General features: G+C 34.7%; 16 protein-coding genes. 11 read left to right on the forward strand and 5 right to left on the reverse strand.

The features are described from left to right. Positions 1-6 precede the first annotated feature (6 nt). The 10 genes from gldI to ABEB31_RS18355 all read left to right on the forward strand — a co-directional run bounded on the left by gldI (position 7) and on the right by ABEB31_RS18355 (position 8,797). Positions 7-663 (forward strand): gliding motility-associated peptidyl-prolyl isomerase GldI, encoded by a 657-nt coding sequence (gene gldI / locus ABEB31_RS18310; protein WP_347053104.1) that lies wholly within the window; start codon positions 7-9, stop codon positions 661-663. 16 nt (positions 664-679) lie between these two features. Beyond that, on the forward strand, positions 680-1,756 hold the full coding sequence (locus ABEB31_RS18315) for a peptidylprolyl isomerase (RefSeq protein ID WP_347053105.1): 1,077 nt from the start codon (positions 680-682) through the stop codon (positions 1,754-1,756). A 31-nt stretch (positions 1,757-1,787) separates the two neighbouring features. Beyond that, complete coding sequence (locus tag ABEB31_RS18320) at positions 1,788-2,927, forward strand: peptidylprolyl isomerase (protein ID WP_347053106.1); 1,140 nt, start codon at positions 1,788-1,790, stop codon at positions 2,925-2,927. A gap of 198 nt (positions 2,928-3,125) precedes the next feature. Then, positions 3,126-4,034: an EamA family transporter gene (locus tag ABEB31_RS18325; RefSeq protein WP_347053107.1), complete on the forward strand. Its 909-nt coding sequence runs from the start codon at positions 3,126-3,128 to the stop codon at positions 4,032-4,034. 74 nt (positions 4,035-4,108) lie between these two features. After that, a complete protein-coding gene (locus ABEB31_RS18330; RefSeq protein WP_347053108.1) occupies positions 4,109-4,465 on the forward strand; it encodes a DoxX family protein in 357 nt (118 codons plus the stop codon). A 26-nt stretch (positions 4,466-4,491) separates the two neighbouring features. After that, complete coding sequence (aqpZ, locus tag ABEB31_RS18335; protein WP_347053109.1) at positions 4,492-5,199, forward strand: aquaporin Z; 708 nt, start codon at positions 4,492-4,494, stop codon at positions 5,197-5,199. A 48-nt stretch (positions 5,200-5,247) separates the two neighbouring features. Further along, entirely contained in the window at positions 5,248-5,490 is a 243-nt protein-coding gene (locus ABEB31_RS18340; RefSeq protein ID WP_347053110.1) for a GlsB/YeaQ/YmgE family stress response membrane protein, read from the forward strand. Positions 5,491-5,603: 113 nt separating this feature from the next. Next, the gene (locus ABEB31_RS18345; protein ID WP_347053111.1) at positions 5,604-6,431 is read left to right on the forward strand and encodes a sterol desaturase family protein; all 828 of its coding nucleotides are present in this window, start codon (positions 5,604-5,606) and stop codon (positions 6,429-6,431) included. Positions 6,432-6,552: 121 nt separating this feature from the next. Further along, positions 6,553-6,831 (forward strand): DUF2805 domain-containing protein, encoded by a 279-nt coding sequence (locus ABEB31_RS18350; RefSeq protein WP_347053112.1) that lies wholly within the window; start codon positions 6,553-6,555, stop codon positions 6,829-6,831. A 109-nt stretch (positions 6,832-6,940) separates the two neighbouring features. Continuing rightward, positions 6,941-8,797 (forward strand): M61 family metallopeptidase, encoded by a 1,857-nt coding sequence (locus ABEB31_RS18355; RefSeq protein ID WP_347053113.1) that lies wholly within the window; start codon positions 6,941-6,943, stop codon positions 8,795-8,797. 205 nt (positions 8,798-9,002) lie between these two features. Here ABEB31_RS18355 and ABEB31_RS18360 read toward each other — a convergent pair whose 3' ends face one another. The 3 genes from ABEB31_RS18360 to ABEB31_RS18370 form a co-directional block, all read right to left on the reverse strand. Next, on the reverse strand, positions 9,003-9,446 hold the full coding sequence (locus ABEB31_RS18360) for a hypothetical protein (RefSeq protein ID WP_347053114.1): 444 nt from the start codon (positions 9,444-9,446) through the stop codon (positions 9,003-9,005). A gap of 222 nt (positions 9,447-9,668) precedes the next feature. Then, on the reverse strand, positions 9,669-10,034 hold the full coding sequence (locus ABEB31_RS18365) for a hypothetical protein (RefSeq protein ID WP_347053115.1): 366 nt from the start codon (positions 10,032-10,034) through the stop codon (positions 9,669-9,671). Between the two features lie 13 nt (positions 10,035-10,047). After that, positions 10,048-12,381, reverse strand: coding sequence for a GH92 family glycosyl hydrolase (locus ABEB31_RS18370; protein WP_347053116.1), 2,334 nt, complete (start codon positions 12,379-12,381; stop codon positions 10,048-10,050). Positions 12,382-12,510: 129 nt separating this feature from the next. Between ABEB31_RS18370 and ABEB31_RS18375 the strand changes: the two genes are divergently transcribed. Then, the gene (locus tag ABEB31_RS18375; RefSeq protein ID WP_347053117.1) at positions 12,511-13,134 is read left to right on the forward strand and encodes a M949_RS01915 family surface polysaccharide biosynthesis protein; all 624 of its coding nucleotides are present in this window, start codon (positions 12,511-12,513) and stop codon (positions 13,132-13,134) included. 76 nt (positions 13,135-13,210) lie between these two features. On the opposite strand, the gene ABEB31_RS18380 is transcribed toward ABEB31_RS18375, so the two are convergent. Further along, entirely contained in the window at positions 13,211-13,567 is a 357-nt protein-coding gene (locus ABEB31_RS18380) for a hypothetical protein (protein ID WP_347053118.1), read from the reverse strand. Between the two features lie 86 nt (positions 13,568-13,653). Next, positions 13,654-14,832: an AIR synthase related protein gene (locus ABEB31_RS18385; RefSeq protein WP_347053119.1), complete on the reverse strand. Its 1,179-nt coding sequence runs from the start codon at positions 14,830-14,832 to the stop codon at positions 13,654-13,656. Positions 14,833-14,934: the final 102 nt, after the last annotated feature.

Below are 14,934 nucleotides of genomic sequence, written 5' to 3' on the forward strand. Positions count from 1 at the left end.
CAAATCATGAATTACCTGAAACTTAGCATTTATAGTTTGCTTTTTGCTGTTTTACTCATCAGCTGCAAGCATCATGAAGAAGCCAGAAGACCTATCTCAACTGCTTCCGGAACATTTATGAAAAAATCGGCTGACAGAAATAAAAAATTAGTGGCAAATGAAGAAGATGTCATAAAAAAAATCATTCAGAGCAATCCAAAAGTAAAATATTATGCTACCCCAAAAGGCTATTGGTTTAATTATGAAGAAAAGAATGAGGCCGAAACCGCAACACCAAGAAAAGGAGATATCGCTTATTTTAATCTTGAAATGAAAGATATCAAGGGTAACATAATCTATTCTGATTCTGATTTGGGACCGCAAACTTATTATGTAGATAAGCAGGACATCATGATGGGTCTAAGAGACGGAATCAAAAGGATGCATAAAAATGAAACTATTACGTTTTTATTTCCATCCCACATGGCTTACGGTTATCACGGAGACAACAAAAAAATTGGTCCAAACGAATCTTTAATCGTTACAGTAACGCTTAGAAATTTTATTCCGGATCCGGAAGCGCAGACTGCTGCTCCAGCCGCAAAAGCTCCTCAAACTGTCACGCCAAAACCAGCAGTTTCAAAACCAGCAGTAACTCCCAAAAAAGACACATTAACACAATAAAAATCAACATTTTAAAATGAAAAAGATTATCTTATTATTACTATTGGCCGTAAGCTCATTTTATTCCTGTAAAGACGATCACAGTAATCTGCCTGATGGTTTATATGCCGATATTGAAACCAACAAAGGCCACATTATTGTAGAACTTGACTATAAAAAAGCGCCTATCACAGTGGCAAACTTTGTGACGCTCGCAGAAGGTAAAAATGAGTTTGTTACCAATGAAAGCTTAAAAAAGAAACCTTTCTTTGATGGTTTAAAATTTCACAGAGTTATTGAAAATTTCATGATTCAAAGTGGTGATCCATTAGGAACAGGTTCAGGAGATACCGGCTATAAATTTAAAGATGAATTTTCGGATTTAAAATTTGACAAAGCAGGCGTTTTAGCAATGGCAAACAACGGCCCTGGCACAAACAGCAGCCAATTTTTTATTACGCATGTTGAAACTCCGTGGTTAAATAATAAACACACTATTTTTGGTCACGTAGTCGATACAAAGACACAGGAAGTGGTAAACAAAGTAGTTCAGGGAGACAATATCGTAACTGTAACTATCATCAGAAATGGTGAAGCAGCTAAAAAATTTGACGCTGTAAAAGTTTTCCATGATTATTTTGCAGACATTGCAAAAGAACAAAGTAAAGCTGCTGAAGTCCAAAAAGAAAAAGTAGCATCGTATGCGGCTTTAAAATCAAAAGCTATTAAAACAACAAGTGGATTAGAATACGTAATTACCGAAAAAGGAAGTGGCAAAAAACCTGCATCAGGAAGTATGATTTATATTCATTATGCTGGTTTCCTTGAAGATGGTACTTTATTTGACACTAGTATTGAAGATGTTGCTAAACAATTTGGAAAGTTTGATGCTGCCCGTGCAGAAGCAAAAGCATACCAGCCGATTGAATTTAAAGCAGGCAAAAAAGACGGTTTAATTCCCGGATTTATCGAAGGAGTTGAGCAGTTATCACTGGGAGAAAAAGCAGTGCTTTTTATTCCGTCACACTTAGCATACGGCGCAACGGGTGCCGGAGGTGTAATTCCGCCAAATGCTAATATTATTTTTGAAATTCAAATTACAGAAAAACCATAAATAGTTTATCAAAGACTTAAATTTAAAATCAATGAAGTTTAAATTTCTATTTTTATTTTGCTTAGCAATAGTTAATATTCAGGCTCAGACTAAAAAACCTGCAGCAAAACCTGCAGCTAAGGCAAAAACGACAACAACTGCAAAACCAGTTGCAAAACCGAATAATACCGAAGGAATTTTTGCTACAATTTCTACTTCAAAAGGAGATATTGTTGTCTCATTAGAATACGTTAAAGCACCTGTAACCGTTGCTAACTTTATTACTCTGGCAGAAGGAAAAAATCCTTTTGTAAAAGTGGAACGTTTAAAAGGAAAACCATTTTATGACGGTTTAAAATTTCACAGAGTAATTAATGACTTCATGATTCAGGGTGGAGATCCTCAGGGAACCGGAGCAGGAGATCCCGGGTACTCATTTAAAGATGAATTTGTTTCGGAATTGAAATTTGAAAAAGGAGGTGTTCTTGCCATGGCAAATTCCGGTCCGGCAACAAATGGAAGTCAGTTTTTCATTACACATAAAGAAACGCCCTGGCTAAACGGAAAACATACCATTTTTGGACATGTAGTTTCTGGTATGGACAATGTAAATAAAATTGTTCAGGACGATATCATGACCAAAATTACGATTACACGTAAAGGCGCTGCAGCTAAAAAGTTTGATGCTGTAAAAGTTTTTAGTAATGAAATGAAAAAAGGAGAATTGCAAAAAGAAGAATCTCAAAAAGTAGTCTCTGCTAAAGCTGCTTATTTTGCTGCTACTAAAGCAAAAGCAACCACGACAGCTTCTGGTTTAAAATATGTTATTACTCAAAAAGGTACCGGTGTTAAAGGTGCCGACGGCTCTACTATTTACTTTCACTATGCAGGGTATTTTGAGGACGGAAACTTATTTGACAGCAGTATGTCTCAGGTAGCAAAAGCGTATGGAAAATATGATGCCAACAGAGATGCACAAGGAGGATATAAAGCTTTTCCTTTTACAGTTGGAAAAAAGGACGGCATGATTCCCGGTTTTATCGAAGCTCTTGATATGATGACAGACGGAGAAAAAGCCATTTTCTTTTTGCCTTCCAATCTGGCGTATGGGGAAAAAGGTGCAGGCGGTGTAATTCCTCCTAATTCTACTTTGGTTTTTGAAATTGAAACGTATCAAAATCAGCCTAAATAATTTAAACAGAACTATTCTGATTATATAAAACCATCAAAATTCATTTTTTGATGGTTTTCTTTTTTTTACACAATTCACAATTCAGCACTTTAAAATTTAATTTTATTGCTATTAAATCACTATTCTCAACATAGTACCATGAAATCTTAAATAAAATAACTTACCTTTGCCGGCTTAAATTTTTTAAAATTAATAATTATGACGTCGCAAAATAATGTTCTTAAAGGTGTTTTTCTTGTTGCTCTTGGAGCTACAACTTACGGTATGCTCGCAACCTTTGTAAAAATAGCATACACCGAAGGATATACTACCGCAGAAGTTACGACATCACAATTTATTTACGGAATTATCGGAATATTGCTTATCAATCTTTTTCAGAAAATAAGGAATAAAAATAAAGCAGAGAGAAAAGCAACTCCAAAAAACATTTTTAACTTAATGCTTGCCGGAACTTCATTAGGTATGACCAGCTTATTTTATTATCTGGCTGTAAAATATATTCCGGTTTCAATTGGTATTGTTTTACTTATGCAAACCGTTTGGATGGGCGTTTTACTTGAAATGTTTTTAGAAAAAAAACTACCTTCCAAACAGAAAGTGATTGCGGTTTTAATTGTTCTTTTTGGAACTGTGCTGGCCACAAATATCATCAATAATGACATACAGCTGGACTGGAGAGGTTTGCTATGGGGAATGCTGGCTGCAGCATCTTTTACAACCACTATGTTTACCGCAAATAGTGTTGCAACCGAAATTTCATCCGCACAGAGAAGTCTCTATATGCTTTTGGGTGGTGCTATTATCGTTTTTTCTTTTGCTTTTGCAACTCAGGTAACGTCTTTCAATCTTGATATTTTCTTAAAATGGGGACTTGTTTTAGCTTTATTTGGTACTATTATTCCGCCTTTGTTAATGACTGCAGGCTTTCCGTTAACCGGTATCGGACTCGGAAGTATAGTTTCTGCACTTGAATTACCGGTTTCCGTGATGATGGCTTATTTTCTATTAAATGAAGAAGTAATCCTTTCCCAATGGATTGGAATAGTATTAATCATCCTGGCTATTATTATTATGAATGTAAATTTCAAATCCAAAAAGAATCTTTAATAAGTAAAAAAAGTATTACAGCAACGCTGTATCTGCTATTTTTTTTCTAATTTCGTTAGAATAAACTTTATATCATGACATTACCCTGGCATTTATATTTAATGGCTTTGCTTTATATTCTTGCCGGATTCAATCATTTTAGAAAACCGGGAATGTATATGAGGATCATTCCTCCTTTTTTTACAAATCCGAAGTTAATTAATATGTTAAGCGGAATTGCCGAAGTTATTTTTGGCATTTTGCTCATCCTGCCTTTGACTACTCACTTCGCCGCCTGGGGAATTATAGCACTGCTTATTGCTGTATTTCCTGCAAATTTATTCATGTTTCAAAATAAAAAAGCAGGTTTTGGTTTACCAAGATGGATTTTATTTGTACGTTTGCCCTTACAAATTGTTTTAATTTATTGGGCTTACCAATATACATTCTAACATTAACCATTTAAATTGTTTTATTTATGAAAAAATTATTTGCTGAGTTCTTCGGAACTTACTGGCTTGTATTTGGCGGTTGCGGTAGTGCGCTATTTGCGGCGGGATTCCCTGAGTTAGGAATTGGATTTGCGGGTGTCGCATTGGCCTTTGGTTTAACAGTTCTTACAATGGCGTACGCTGTTGGGCACATTTCGGGCGGACATTTTAATCCGGCTGTTTCTGTTGGTTTATGGGCTGGCGGAAGATTTCCTGCAAAAGATCTTTTGCCTTACATAGTGGCACAATGCATCGGAGCTATTGCCGCTGCCGGAACACTATATACAATTGCCTCCGGAAAAGCAGGGTTTGTAATCGATAATACCAGAGCTGGCGCATTTGCTACAAATGGTTTTGGAGCCTTTTCTCCAGACGGATACTCAATGATGTCATGCTTTATAGCTGAATTTGTACTGACCTTATTTTTCTTATTGATTATTTTAGGAGCAACAGATAAATTTGCCAGCACACCATTCTGCGGAGTAGCAATTGGTCTGGCTTTAACACTGATACATTTAATTAGTATTCCGATTACCAACACATCTGTAAATCCTGCAAGATCACTTTCTCAGGCAGTATTTACACTTGGAGAACCCCTTTCTCAGGTTTGGCTGTTCTGGGCCGCTCCTATTTTGGGTGCTGTAACAGCAGGATTTATCTACAAGACGTTATTGCAAAATCATGCGGAAGCATAACTTACATTTCCCAAACAAATTACATAATCATTTAAAAATTTAAATATAATGGCATTTATATATTTCTTACTGATAGGAGCAATTTCAGGCTGGCTGGCCGGACAACTATGGAAAGGCGGCGGATTTGGTCTTATCGGAAATATCATCGTTGGTATTATCGGAGGATTCTTTGGCGGATGGCTTGCCGGACAACTTGGTATTGGCGGAGGCGGACTGCTGTGGCAAATTATTATCGCTGCAGGTGGTGCATGGCTTTTATTATTTCTTATTAGCCTTATCAAAAAATCTTAATAAGATAACCGTTTAATTATTACTTTTAAGAGAAAATCAAATTCCTATTTGATTTTCTCTTTTTTTTTGAATAACGACGAAAGAAAACTCATTTCCAATTAAAGTATTTTATTATGAACGAAATAATTTCTTACTTCAGTACCATTCCTTCTTCTCACAGAAGTCTGATTTTAGTTGGTGGAATTACCATTTTCTGGCTTATAGAAAACAGTTTTCCATTATTTAAAATGCAATATAAGAAATGGCCTCACGCCGGTATAAATTTCTTCTTTACATTTACAACGATTGTCGTTAATTTTATTTTAGCCTTCATATTAATCAGAACAGCAGGCTGGACAATCGAAAATGATTTTGGACTTTTGCAATGGCTTCCAGAAATGCCGGTCTGGCTCTATACGATAATTGGCTTACTTCTTTTAGATCTTATCGGCGCTTATCTCGCCCATTTTACAGAACACAAGATCAAAGTACTGTGGCAGTTTCATCTGGTTCATCACACAGATACATGGATTGATACTACAACAGCCAATCGACATCATCCTGGTGAAAGTGTTGTTCGTTTTATTTTTACTACCGTAGGCGTTTTACTTATAGGAACACCAATGTGGTTGGTTTTTCTTTATCAGTCCTTATCGGTTATTGCTTCGCAGTTTAATCACGCTAATATTTCGCTGCCCGAAAGGCTCGACAGTATTTTAAGCTATTTTATAGTTTCTCCGAATATGCATAAAGTGCATCACCATTATATTTTGCCCTATACAGATAGTAATTATGGCAATATTTTCTCTGTTTGGGACAGAATTTTCGGCACCTTTACTTATTTGCCCAAAGACCAGCTTATATATGGGGTTGATACTCATAGGCTGCCTGAAGAAAATAATGAATTGAAGAATCTGCTAAAAATTCCATTTCAAAAATCACGATCTTTCAAAAACTATTAAAATCCCTAAAAAAAGTGCCGTTTACACAACCAACTTATTATTTTTTTTTTTAATATTGATACAGAAATTGAAAATCAATCTATTAATAATTAAAACCCTATTTTGAATTAATTTTCACGAGATGAAAAAGAGTAACCGCAAAGAATTAACTTGGGAACAAACTGAAAAACTTGTTTCGTTAGCGTTGGAAGAAAGGAATCCATTCGAAATTATTAAAAAAGAATTTGGATTAGCAGAAAAAGAAGTCTTGGAAATCATGAAAAAGAAAATGCCTCTTGAAAAATTTGAGATGTGGAAAAAAAAGGCTGTTGCAAACAAACCAAAACCAAAGCCTGTAAAAATAGATGATTTTGACGAAGATCTGGATGGAAAATATTATATAAAAAATAAATTTGATTAAGCCAAAGCTCCTGTTTTTCAGGAGTTTTTTTTTACCTTTAAATAAAATGTGATTTTTTAGTAACTTTTCAGTCCCTTTTGTGACAAATACAATAATTAAAAATATACAAATGAAAAAAATACTTTACACCTTAGCTCTGGCGGTAACTTTTTGGAGCTGTAAAACCGGTAGCACCGGAGCCGCGAAAAGCAATACAGTAGAAGTTAATATCAATCTAACAGATGTTAAAGACGATAAAGTCTTAGTAACAGTCACTCCACCGGCTATCAAAACAGATGAAATCGTTTACAGTATTCCGAAAACTGTTCCCGGAACTTATTCTACAGATAACTACGGAAAATATGCTGAAGATTTCAAGGCATTTGATGCAAAAGGTACTGCCCTTACAGTAAAAAGAATAGACGATAATTCATGGTCTGTCTCTAACGCAAAAACTTTAAAAAAGATTACGTATTTAGTAAACGATACTTTTGATACTGAAAAAGGAACTGGATTTGGTAATGATGACGTTTTTTCTCCGGCAGGAAGTAACATAAATGCAGGTGTAAACTTTATGGTGAATACACACGCTTTTGTAGGGTATTTTCAGGATAAATTAGATGTTCCATATAAAGTTACGGTTACGCACCCTGAAACACTTTGGGGCGCAACTTCTATGACAGATGAAGATGCAAGCAATACTTCGGATGTGTTTAAAACTTCGCGTTATGCTATCTTAGTTGAGAATCCAATTATGTATTCTAAACCGGATTACACTACTTTTAATGTAAATGGAATGGATATTTTGATTGCAGTGTACTCTCCTACCGGAAAATTTACTGCTGAAAGTATTACACCGGAGATGAAAACAATGATGACGGCACAGAAAAACTTTTTAGGAAAAGTAAATTCTACTAAAAAATATACGGTATTACTATATTTATCAAGTATGGCAAAAGATGACGCTCACGGTTTTGGTGCTTTAGAACATCCAACAGCTACAACAGTTGTTTTACCTGAGACAATGCCAAAAGAAAAATTGGTTGAATCTATGAAAGACGTAGTTTCTCACGAATTCTTTCATATTGTGACTCCGTTAACAATTCACTCCAAAGAGATTCAGTTTTTTGATTACAATGCACCAAAAATGTCTGAACATTTATGGATGTATGAGGGAGTAACAGAATATTTTGCTAATCTTTTTCAAATCAATCAGGGGTTAATTGATGAAGCAGAATTTTATACTCGTATTGCAGATAAAATCGAACAGGCAAAGGGTTTAAATGATACCATGTCGTTTACTGTAATGAGTAAAAATGTACTAGAGCAGCCCTATAAAGATCAATACTTAAATGTATACCAAAAAGGAGCTTTAATTGGGATGTGTATCGATATCATTATTAGAGAAAAAAGCAACGGAGAAAGAGGTATCTTAGATTTAATGCATAAATTATCAGAAGAATATGGTGTTGAAAAACCTTTTAATGATAATGAGTTGTTCGCAAAAATCACTTCATTAACTTATCCTGAAGTAGGTGAATTCTTAACTAAATATGTTGCCGGTACTACTCCGATTCCTTACGATTTTTATATAGCTAAAGTGGGTGTTACGAAAGCTTCTGAGAAGAAAGCCGGAAATCCTTTCCTTAAAGGACAAACACCTTTTATCACAATTGATAAAGCTACCAAAGAAATTGCCGTTCGTTCTGATGTTGAACCAAACGAATTCTTTAGAAATTTAAACTTAAAAGGCGGAGATAAAATTTTAGCGGTAAATAATAAACCTTATTCTTTAGACAACATTTACGATTTGATTACCGAAAGTGAAAACTGGAAAGAAAATGATCCTATTACGGTGAAAGTAAAACGTGGTACGAAAGAAGAAACAATTAAAGGAACAATAAAATTACCATACGAACAGAGTGAAACTTTTAAAGCAACCGATGCTTCAAAAGAAAAACTCAAAAATGCATGGTTAAAAGGATAAGTTACTTTTTAGAATTTTATAAAAACAGAAAACCGACAATCTTAATGATTGTCGGTTTTTTTTGTGATTCTTGTCAGACCGAGCAAAGTTGACGTCATAGTCAAATTCGTATTGTTGAAGGTTCTCCTGAAGTCTCACGACGCTAAGTCTGATCTTCTTTTGTGTATTTTAAAACAGCAGATAATTCAGTACTGATCTGTACCGCTTATTTCTTTACAGGAAACTTCCAGTCAAATTCATCTTTATCATTGATTATCGCACCGATTTCGAATTTTACTACTTCATCAAATTCTGTCTGAAGAATAAACCAGTTGTCTTCGTTAAAATAATTCTCAAAAGTATCAAATGTTTCCTGAGTGAATTTTGTAATGCCTTTTGTTGCTAAATCTTTTTTTACATCAGCAATTTTTCTTCCAATCAGTTTAAAGCCAAAAACTTCCAGATCCTGATGTGAAGCTACGGCGTAACCAAATTTTAAATCTTCTTCCTCATAAAATGTTAGTCTTGCTTTCAATGCATTGTAAACAAAAATCACATTATCATCTTCATCTTTATAATTTTTATCAGGCTTTCCTAATACTGTCGTTACATCGTTTTGCTTCATTCCGAAAAGCAATTTATCAATTCCTGATTTTAAGTTTATTTTCATATTTTTTGTCTCTTTATTTGAAGCGCAAATTTCGTGAAGTTTTTTTGTTTTGCCACGAATTGCACAAATTTTCTCTGTTTTTTTATTGTCAGGCTGAGCGTCCCGAGACTTCGGGAGAAGCCCACGTGCCAATTGGAGCGCCCTTCGACTCCGCTCAGGGTGACAACATTAAAATTAATAAAGTTTACCATCTTTATCAATTGTCAATCTTTACTATAATTATTATTTAATGCGTCCTACTTTTTTTGCAATTGTTATGTAATCTTCAGATTCAACAAAATCTATAGCTTCCAAGATTATTTTTTTCAAATAATCTCTTTCCCTTTCTGCAATATTTATCCCAAATTTAGCTATTCTAATTTCTAAAAGTATTTCTCTTTCTAATTTTGATCGAATTTCAACTTCTTTCCTATTTAACAAAAGACTTCCAGGAATTAGTTTATCTTCCGGATCTCTTTCTCCTTTTTCTAACGACATTTTTTGAACAAATTCAACTTCATATAAAATTGATTCTTCTTTCGTCATTCTTAAAGTTATAGTTCCGCCATCCATCCAAAACATTACCTCTTCAATTATTATTTCTTCCATTCTAAAAACTCACTTAGTTTTGGTAATTCTTTTTATTAGGCTTCGCAGTCATATAAAAAGTAATTTTCCCTCCATTAATAACATCAGAATGTTTTACGAAAGGTTTAGAAAGTTGCTTTCCATTCAAAAGCACTTTACTCACAAAAACATTTTTATCCGATTGATTTACAGTTTCAACTTCAAAGTTTTTACCATTTTCCAAATTAAAAACAGCATTTTTAACCAACGGACTTCCTAATGCATATTCATCAGAACCTGGGGCAACAGGATAAAAACCTAAACTGCTAAAAATATACCAGGCACTCATTTGTCCGAAATCGTCATTTCCGCCTAAACCATCAGCTCCGTTGCGGTACATTTTTTTTAAGATCATTCTGATTTTATCCTGTGCTTTCCATGGAGAATTGGTCCAATTGTATAAATAAACCACATGATGCGAAGGCTCATTTCCGTGAACATAATTCCCGATGATTCCTTCTCGGGTAATATCTTCGGTATTTTCAAAATATTTATCCGGAAGATGCATATTGAATAATGAATCTAAACGAACTTTAAATTTCTCATTTCCTCCCATCAGTTTAATCATTTCAGCAGGATCCTGAGGGACGTATAAACTATAATTCCACGAATTTCCTTCAATAAAACCTTGTCCGTGTGTATCTAATGGATCAAATTCTTTTTTAAAAGTTCCGTCATTTAATTTAGGACGCATGAAACCTGTTTTAGCATCGTAAACGTTTTTATAGTTTTTAGATCTTTCGATAAATTCATTATAAATATCTGTTTTTCCTAATTTCTTCGCCGCCTGCGCAATCGCCCAGTCATCATAAGCGTATTCTAAAGTTTTAGAAACCGAAGCCCCGTTTTTGTCTTCTGGAACGTAACCCATTTTCATATAATATTCTAATCCATCATAATAAGGAACTTTGGCCGTATTTACACAAGCCTGAAGCGCTTTTTCAGAATCAAAACTCGTATTACCTTTTACGATTGCATCGGCAACTACAGAAACGGAATGATAGCCAATCATACACCAGTTTTCATTGGCATAATGCGACCAGATTGGCAGCATTTTATGTACACTCTGATCAGAATGCGCGAGCATTGAACTGACCATATCTGAATTTCGTTTTGGCTGTACAATATTAAATAACGGATGCAAAGCTCTGTAAGTATCCCAAAGCGAATAACTGGTATAATTGGTAAAATTTTCGGCTTTGTGTACATTCATATCCAATCCTTTATAATTTCCGTCAAGATCCATATATTCTGTCGGGCCTAAAAAAGCGTGATACATGGCCGTGTAGAAATTAACTAAATCTTCTTTTTGAATCGTTTCTACCTGAATTTTATTCAGTTCCCTGTTCCAAACTTCCTGACTTTGCTTTTTTACTTTTTCGAAATCCCAGCCTGGAATTTCTTTTTTCATGTTCTCTAATGCACCGGCAGAACTTACGGGTGATAAAGCCATTTTTATTTTGATTTTTTCGCCTTCGGCTGTATCAAAATCAAAGAACAATTTTAGGTTTTGCCCTGCCATTTCAGGGAAATTTTTAGTCTGATCAAATCTTCCCCAAAAACCTCGATAAACACTTTTTTCCAGCGCAGCCTGTCCGTAACTTTTAATTGGTTTACTGAAAGACATCGCAAAATAAACCGTTCTGGTTCTCGCCCAGCCGTTTGTCTGACGATATCCCGTAATTAAAGTGTCGTTTTCTACGCGAACAAATGTCCAGACATTCTTTTTATCATAATTGTAAATTCCGGAAGTCAGATCCAGAATAATATGCGCGTCATTAGATTTTGGAAAAGTATATTGGTGCATTCCCACTCTTGTGGTCGCCGTCAATTCTGCTTTAATATTATGGTCTTCCAGAAGGACACTATAATAAGCAGGTTCGGCTTTTTCCGTTTGATGCGAAAAAGCAGAACGATAACCTGATTCCGGTTTTGAAGCTACTCCGGGATTTAATTGAAGTTTTCCAGTTGTGGGCATAATTAAGAAATCACCCAAATCAGAATGTCCGGTACCGCTAAAATGTGTGTGGCTAAAACCAACAATTGTTTTGTCTTCGTATTGATAACCGGCGCAATATTTATAAACTTCGCCGTTATATTTTCCGTTTAAACTATAGGCAATTGTATCGGTTTCGGGACTTAACTGCACACTTCCAAACGGAACTGTTGCGCCGGGATAAGTATGTCCCATCTTAGCCGTTCCAATCATAGGATCTACATACTGGACAAGATTTTTAAGAGTATTATTTTTTTTCTGTGCATTGGTATGGATAGAAAAAGAAAGAGTAAAAAATAAGTATACAATTATAAAAGCGGGTTTCTGCAGCATATTCATTATTAGTTTTTGGAATATTTATTAGTGTAGAAAATTACAACAAAAACTGTTTTTAAAAAACATAAAATTACATTACTACAAAAAAAGGTTTTAAATATCTTTGATTAATAAATACCAGCCTTCATGAAAAATTACTTCTTTTTATTATTTTCTTTTTATTCTGCCCTAATTTTTTCTCAGAAAACCGAAAGCAGAAAATTAAACAAACAAGAAATTGCGCAGAAACAAATTGAAAATGCGAATGGATTTCCAATTTATAAGGCGTATGAATTGAAAGACAAAAACGGGATAAGCAATATAATTTTATGCGAAAATCAAAAAGTTATTTCTAAAGAGGACACTTTAAATACTAAAATTCAGGCTAATTTTATCACGATAGAAAATGGACAATCTCGTATAAAATGGACTATTAATGATTTATTGGAAGATTATATTCCGAAGGAAACTACGATCTGGTTCTGGACCAAATATTGCAGTTTTAAAGATCTTGACGGAGACGGATATATTGACCCGGTTATTGTATATGGCACGAGAACGGAATATGATCAAGTGCGCAGGGTAAAAATAATCACAGTTTATAAAGACAAAAAGTATGTGATCCGTGCAGTAGAATGCGATTTGGATGATTGCAGAAGTTTTAAAAAAGATTCTAACTGGAATTCTCTTCCTCAGAAAATTAAAACTTATACAGATCAATTGGTAATTAAATTACGAAAAGAACAGAATTTGCTTTTAAAAGACGGGTAATGATTTAATGGTGAATTGTGAATTGTGAAATGTGAAATGTGAATTGTAAACGATACTTATAAACTAATAATCTAATTTAATCATTCATTTCATCATAGCGTTCGGGAACTTGCGGATCGTAAAGCGGAAGTTTGAATTCTTCCATTACTTCCACCAATCTATTCATAGTTTTACCTTCTGTTCCGTAACAGTCAATTTTAATGCTTTGTGGAGTGGTGATGACCTGAAATGCTCCTTTACCTTTTGGATTTTTCCAGCTATTTTCATCTACTCTTTCCCAGTCTGAGAAAACAGAATTGATTCTGTTTAGAATTACTTCTGTCTGAAGAGCAGCCAGACCATCCACTTCTTGTTTTTCTACCAGAGCTTCATAAACTTCCTGATTATTAAGGTAAATTTCGTCTAAATATCTCCAAAAAAGTAATTCGTACATAGTTGGTGTGTTTTTGAAACCATATAAGTCATTTAAGTTCATTTAAAAATGCAACTTAAATGACTTATATGGTTTTAATTATTTATTTAATAATTGAATGTTCCGTATTCACTTGTAATAGTCAGCTTTTTAGAATCTGAAGCTTCTACTCTACCCACGATTTGTGCCTCAACATTAAATGATTTTGAGATTTCAATAATATCCTGAGCAATATTTTCGGGAACATAAAGTTCCATTCTGTGACCGCAGTTGAAAACCTGATACATTTCTTTCCAATCTGTTTCGGATTGTTCCTGAATCAATTTAAACAATGGCGGAACCGGAAATAAATTGTCTTTTATTACATGCAAATCTTTTACAAAATGAAGGATTTTTGTCTGCGCACCACCACTGCAATGCACCATTCCGTGAATTTCTTCCGGCGTATATTTATCCAAAATTTTCTTGATAATTGGCGCGTAGGTTCTTGTTGGAGAAAGAACCAATTGCCCTGCATTTATCGGACTGTTTTCCACTTCATCGGTTAAATTTACCTGACCCGAATAAATTAATTCTTCCGGAACAGCGGCATCATAACTTTCAGGATATTTTTTAGCCAGATATTTTCCAAAAACATCATGACGTGCAGAAGTAAGTCCGTTACTTCCCATTCCTCCGTTATAACTTTTTTCGTAAGAAGCCTGTCCAAAAGAAGCCAGACCTACAATTACATCACCGGCTTTAATATTTGCGTTGTCTACCACATCAGAACGTTTCATTCTGGCGGTTACCGTAGAATCTACAATAATGGTACGAACCACATCGCCAACATCGGCAGTTTCTCCGCCAGTTGAATGAATCGTAACCCCAAAAGATTTTAATTCATTAATTAATTCTTCTGTTCCGTTGATAATGGCTGAAATAACTGCAGCGGGAATTAGGTTTTTATTTCTTCCTATTGTGGAAGAAAGCAAAATATTATCGGTTGCACCTACACACAATAAGTCATCAATATTCATGATTAAAGCATCCTGAGCAATTCCTTTCCATACAGATAGATCGCCGGTTTCTTTCCAGTACATATAAGCAAGAGAAGATTTGGTACCCGCACCATCGGCGTGCATAATCAAACAATGCTCGTTGTCCTGAGTTAAATAATCAGGAACAATTTTACAGAATGCCTGTGGAAATAAACCTTTGTCGATGTTTTTTATGGCGTTGTGTACGTCTTCTTTTGATGCCGAAACACCTCTTTGTGCGTACCTTTTGCTAGAATCTGAACTCATGAAAATTAGTTTGTGTTGATGTGGTGCAAAGATAATCCCTTTTTATCTTATTCAAATATTTGATGGTAAAAAAAGTTTGCCACGAATAACACGAATTCACAC

It is taken from the genome of Flavobacterium olei (assembly GCF_039749035.1).
Lineage (GTDB): Bacteria > Bacteroidota > Bacteroidia > Flavobacteriales > Flavobacteriaceae > Flavobacterium > Flavobacterium olei.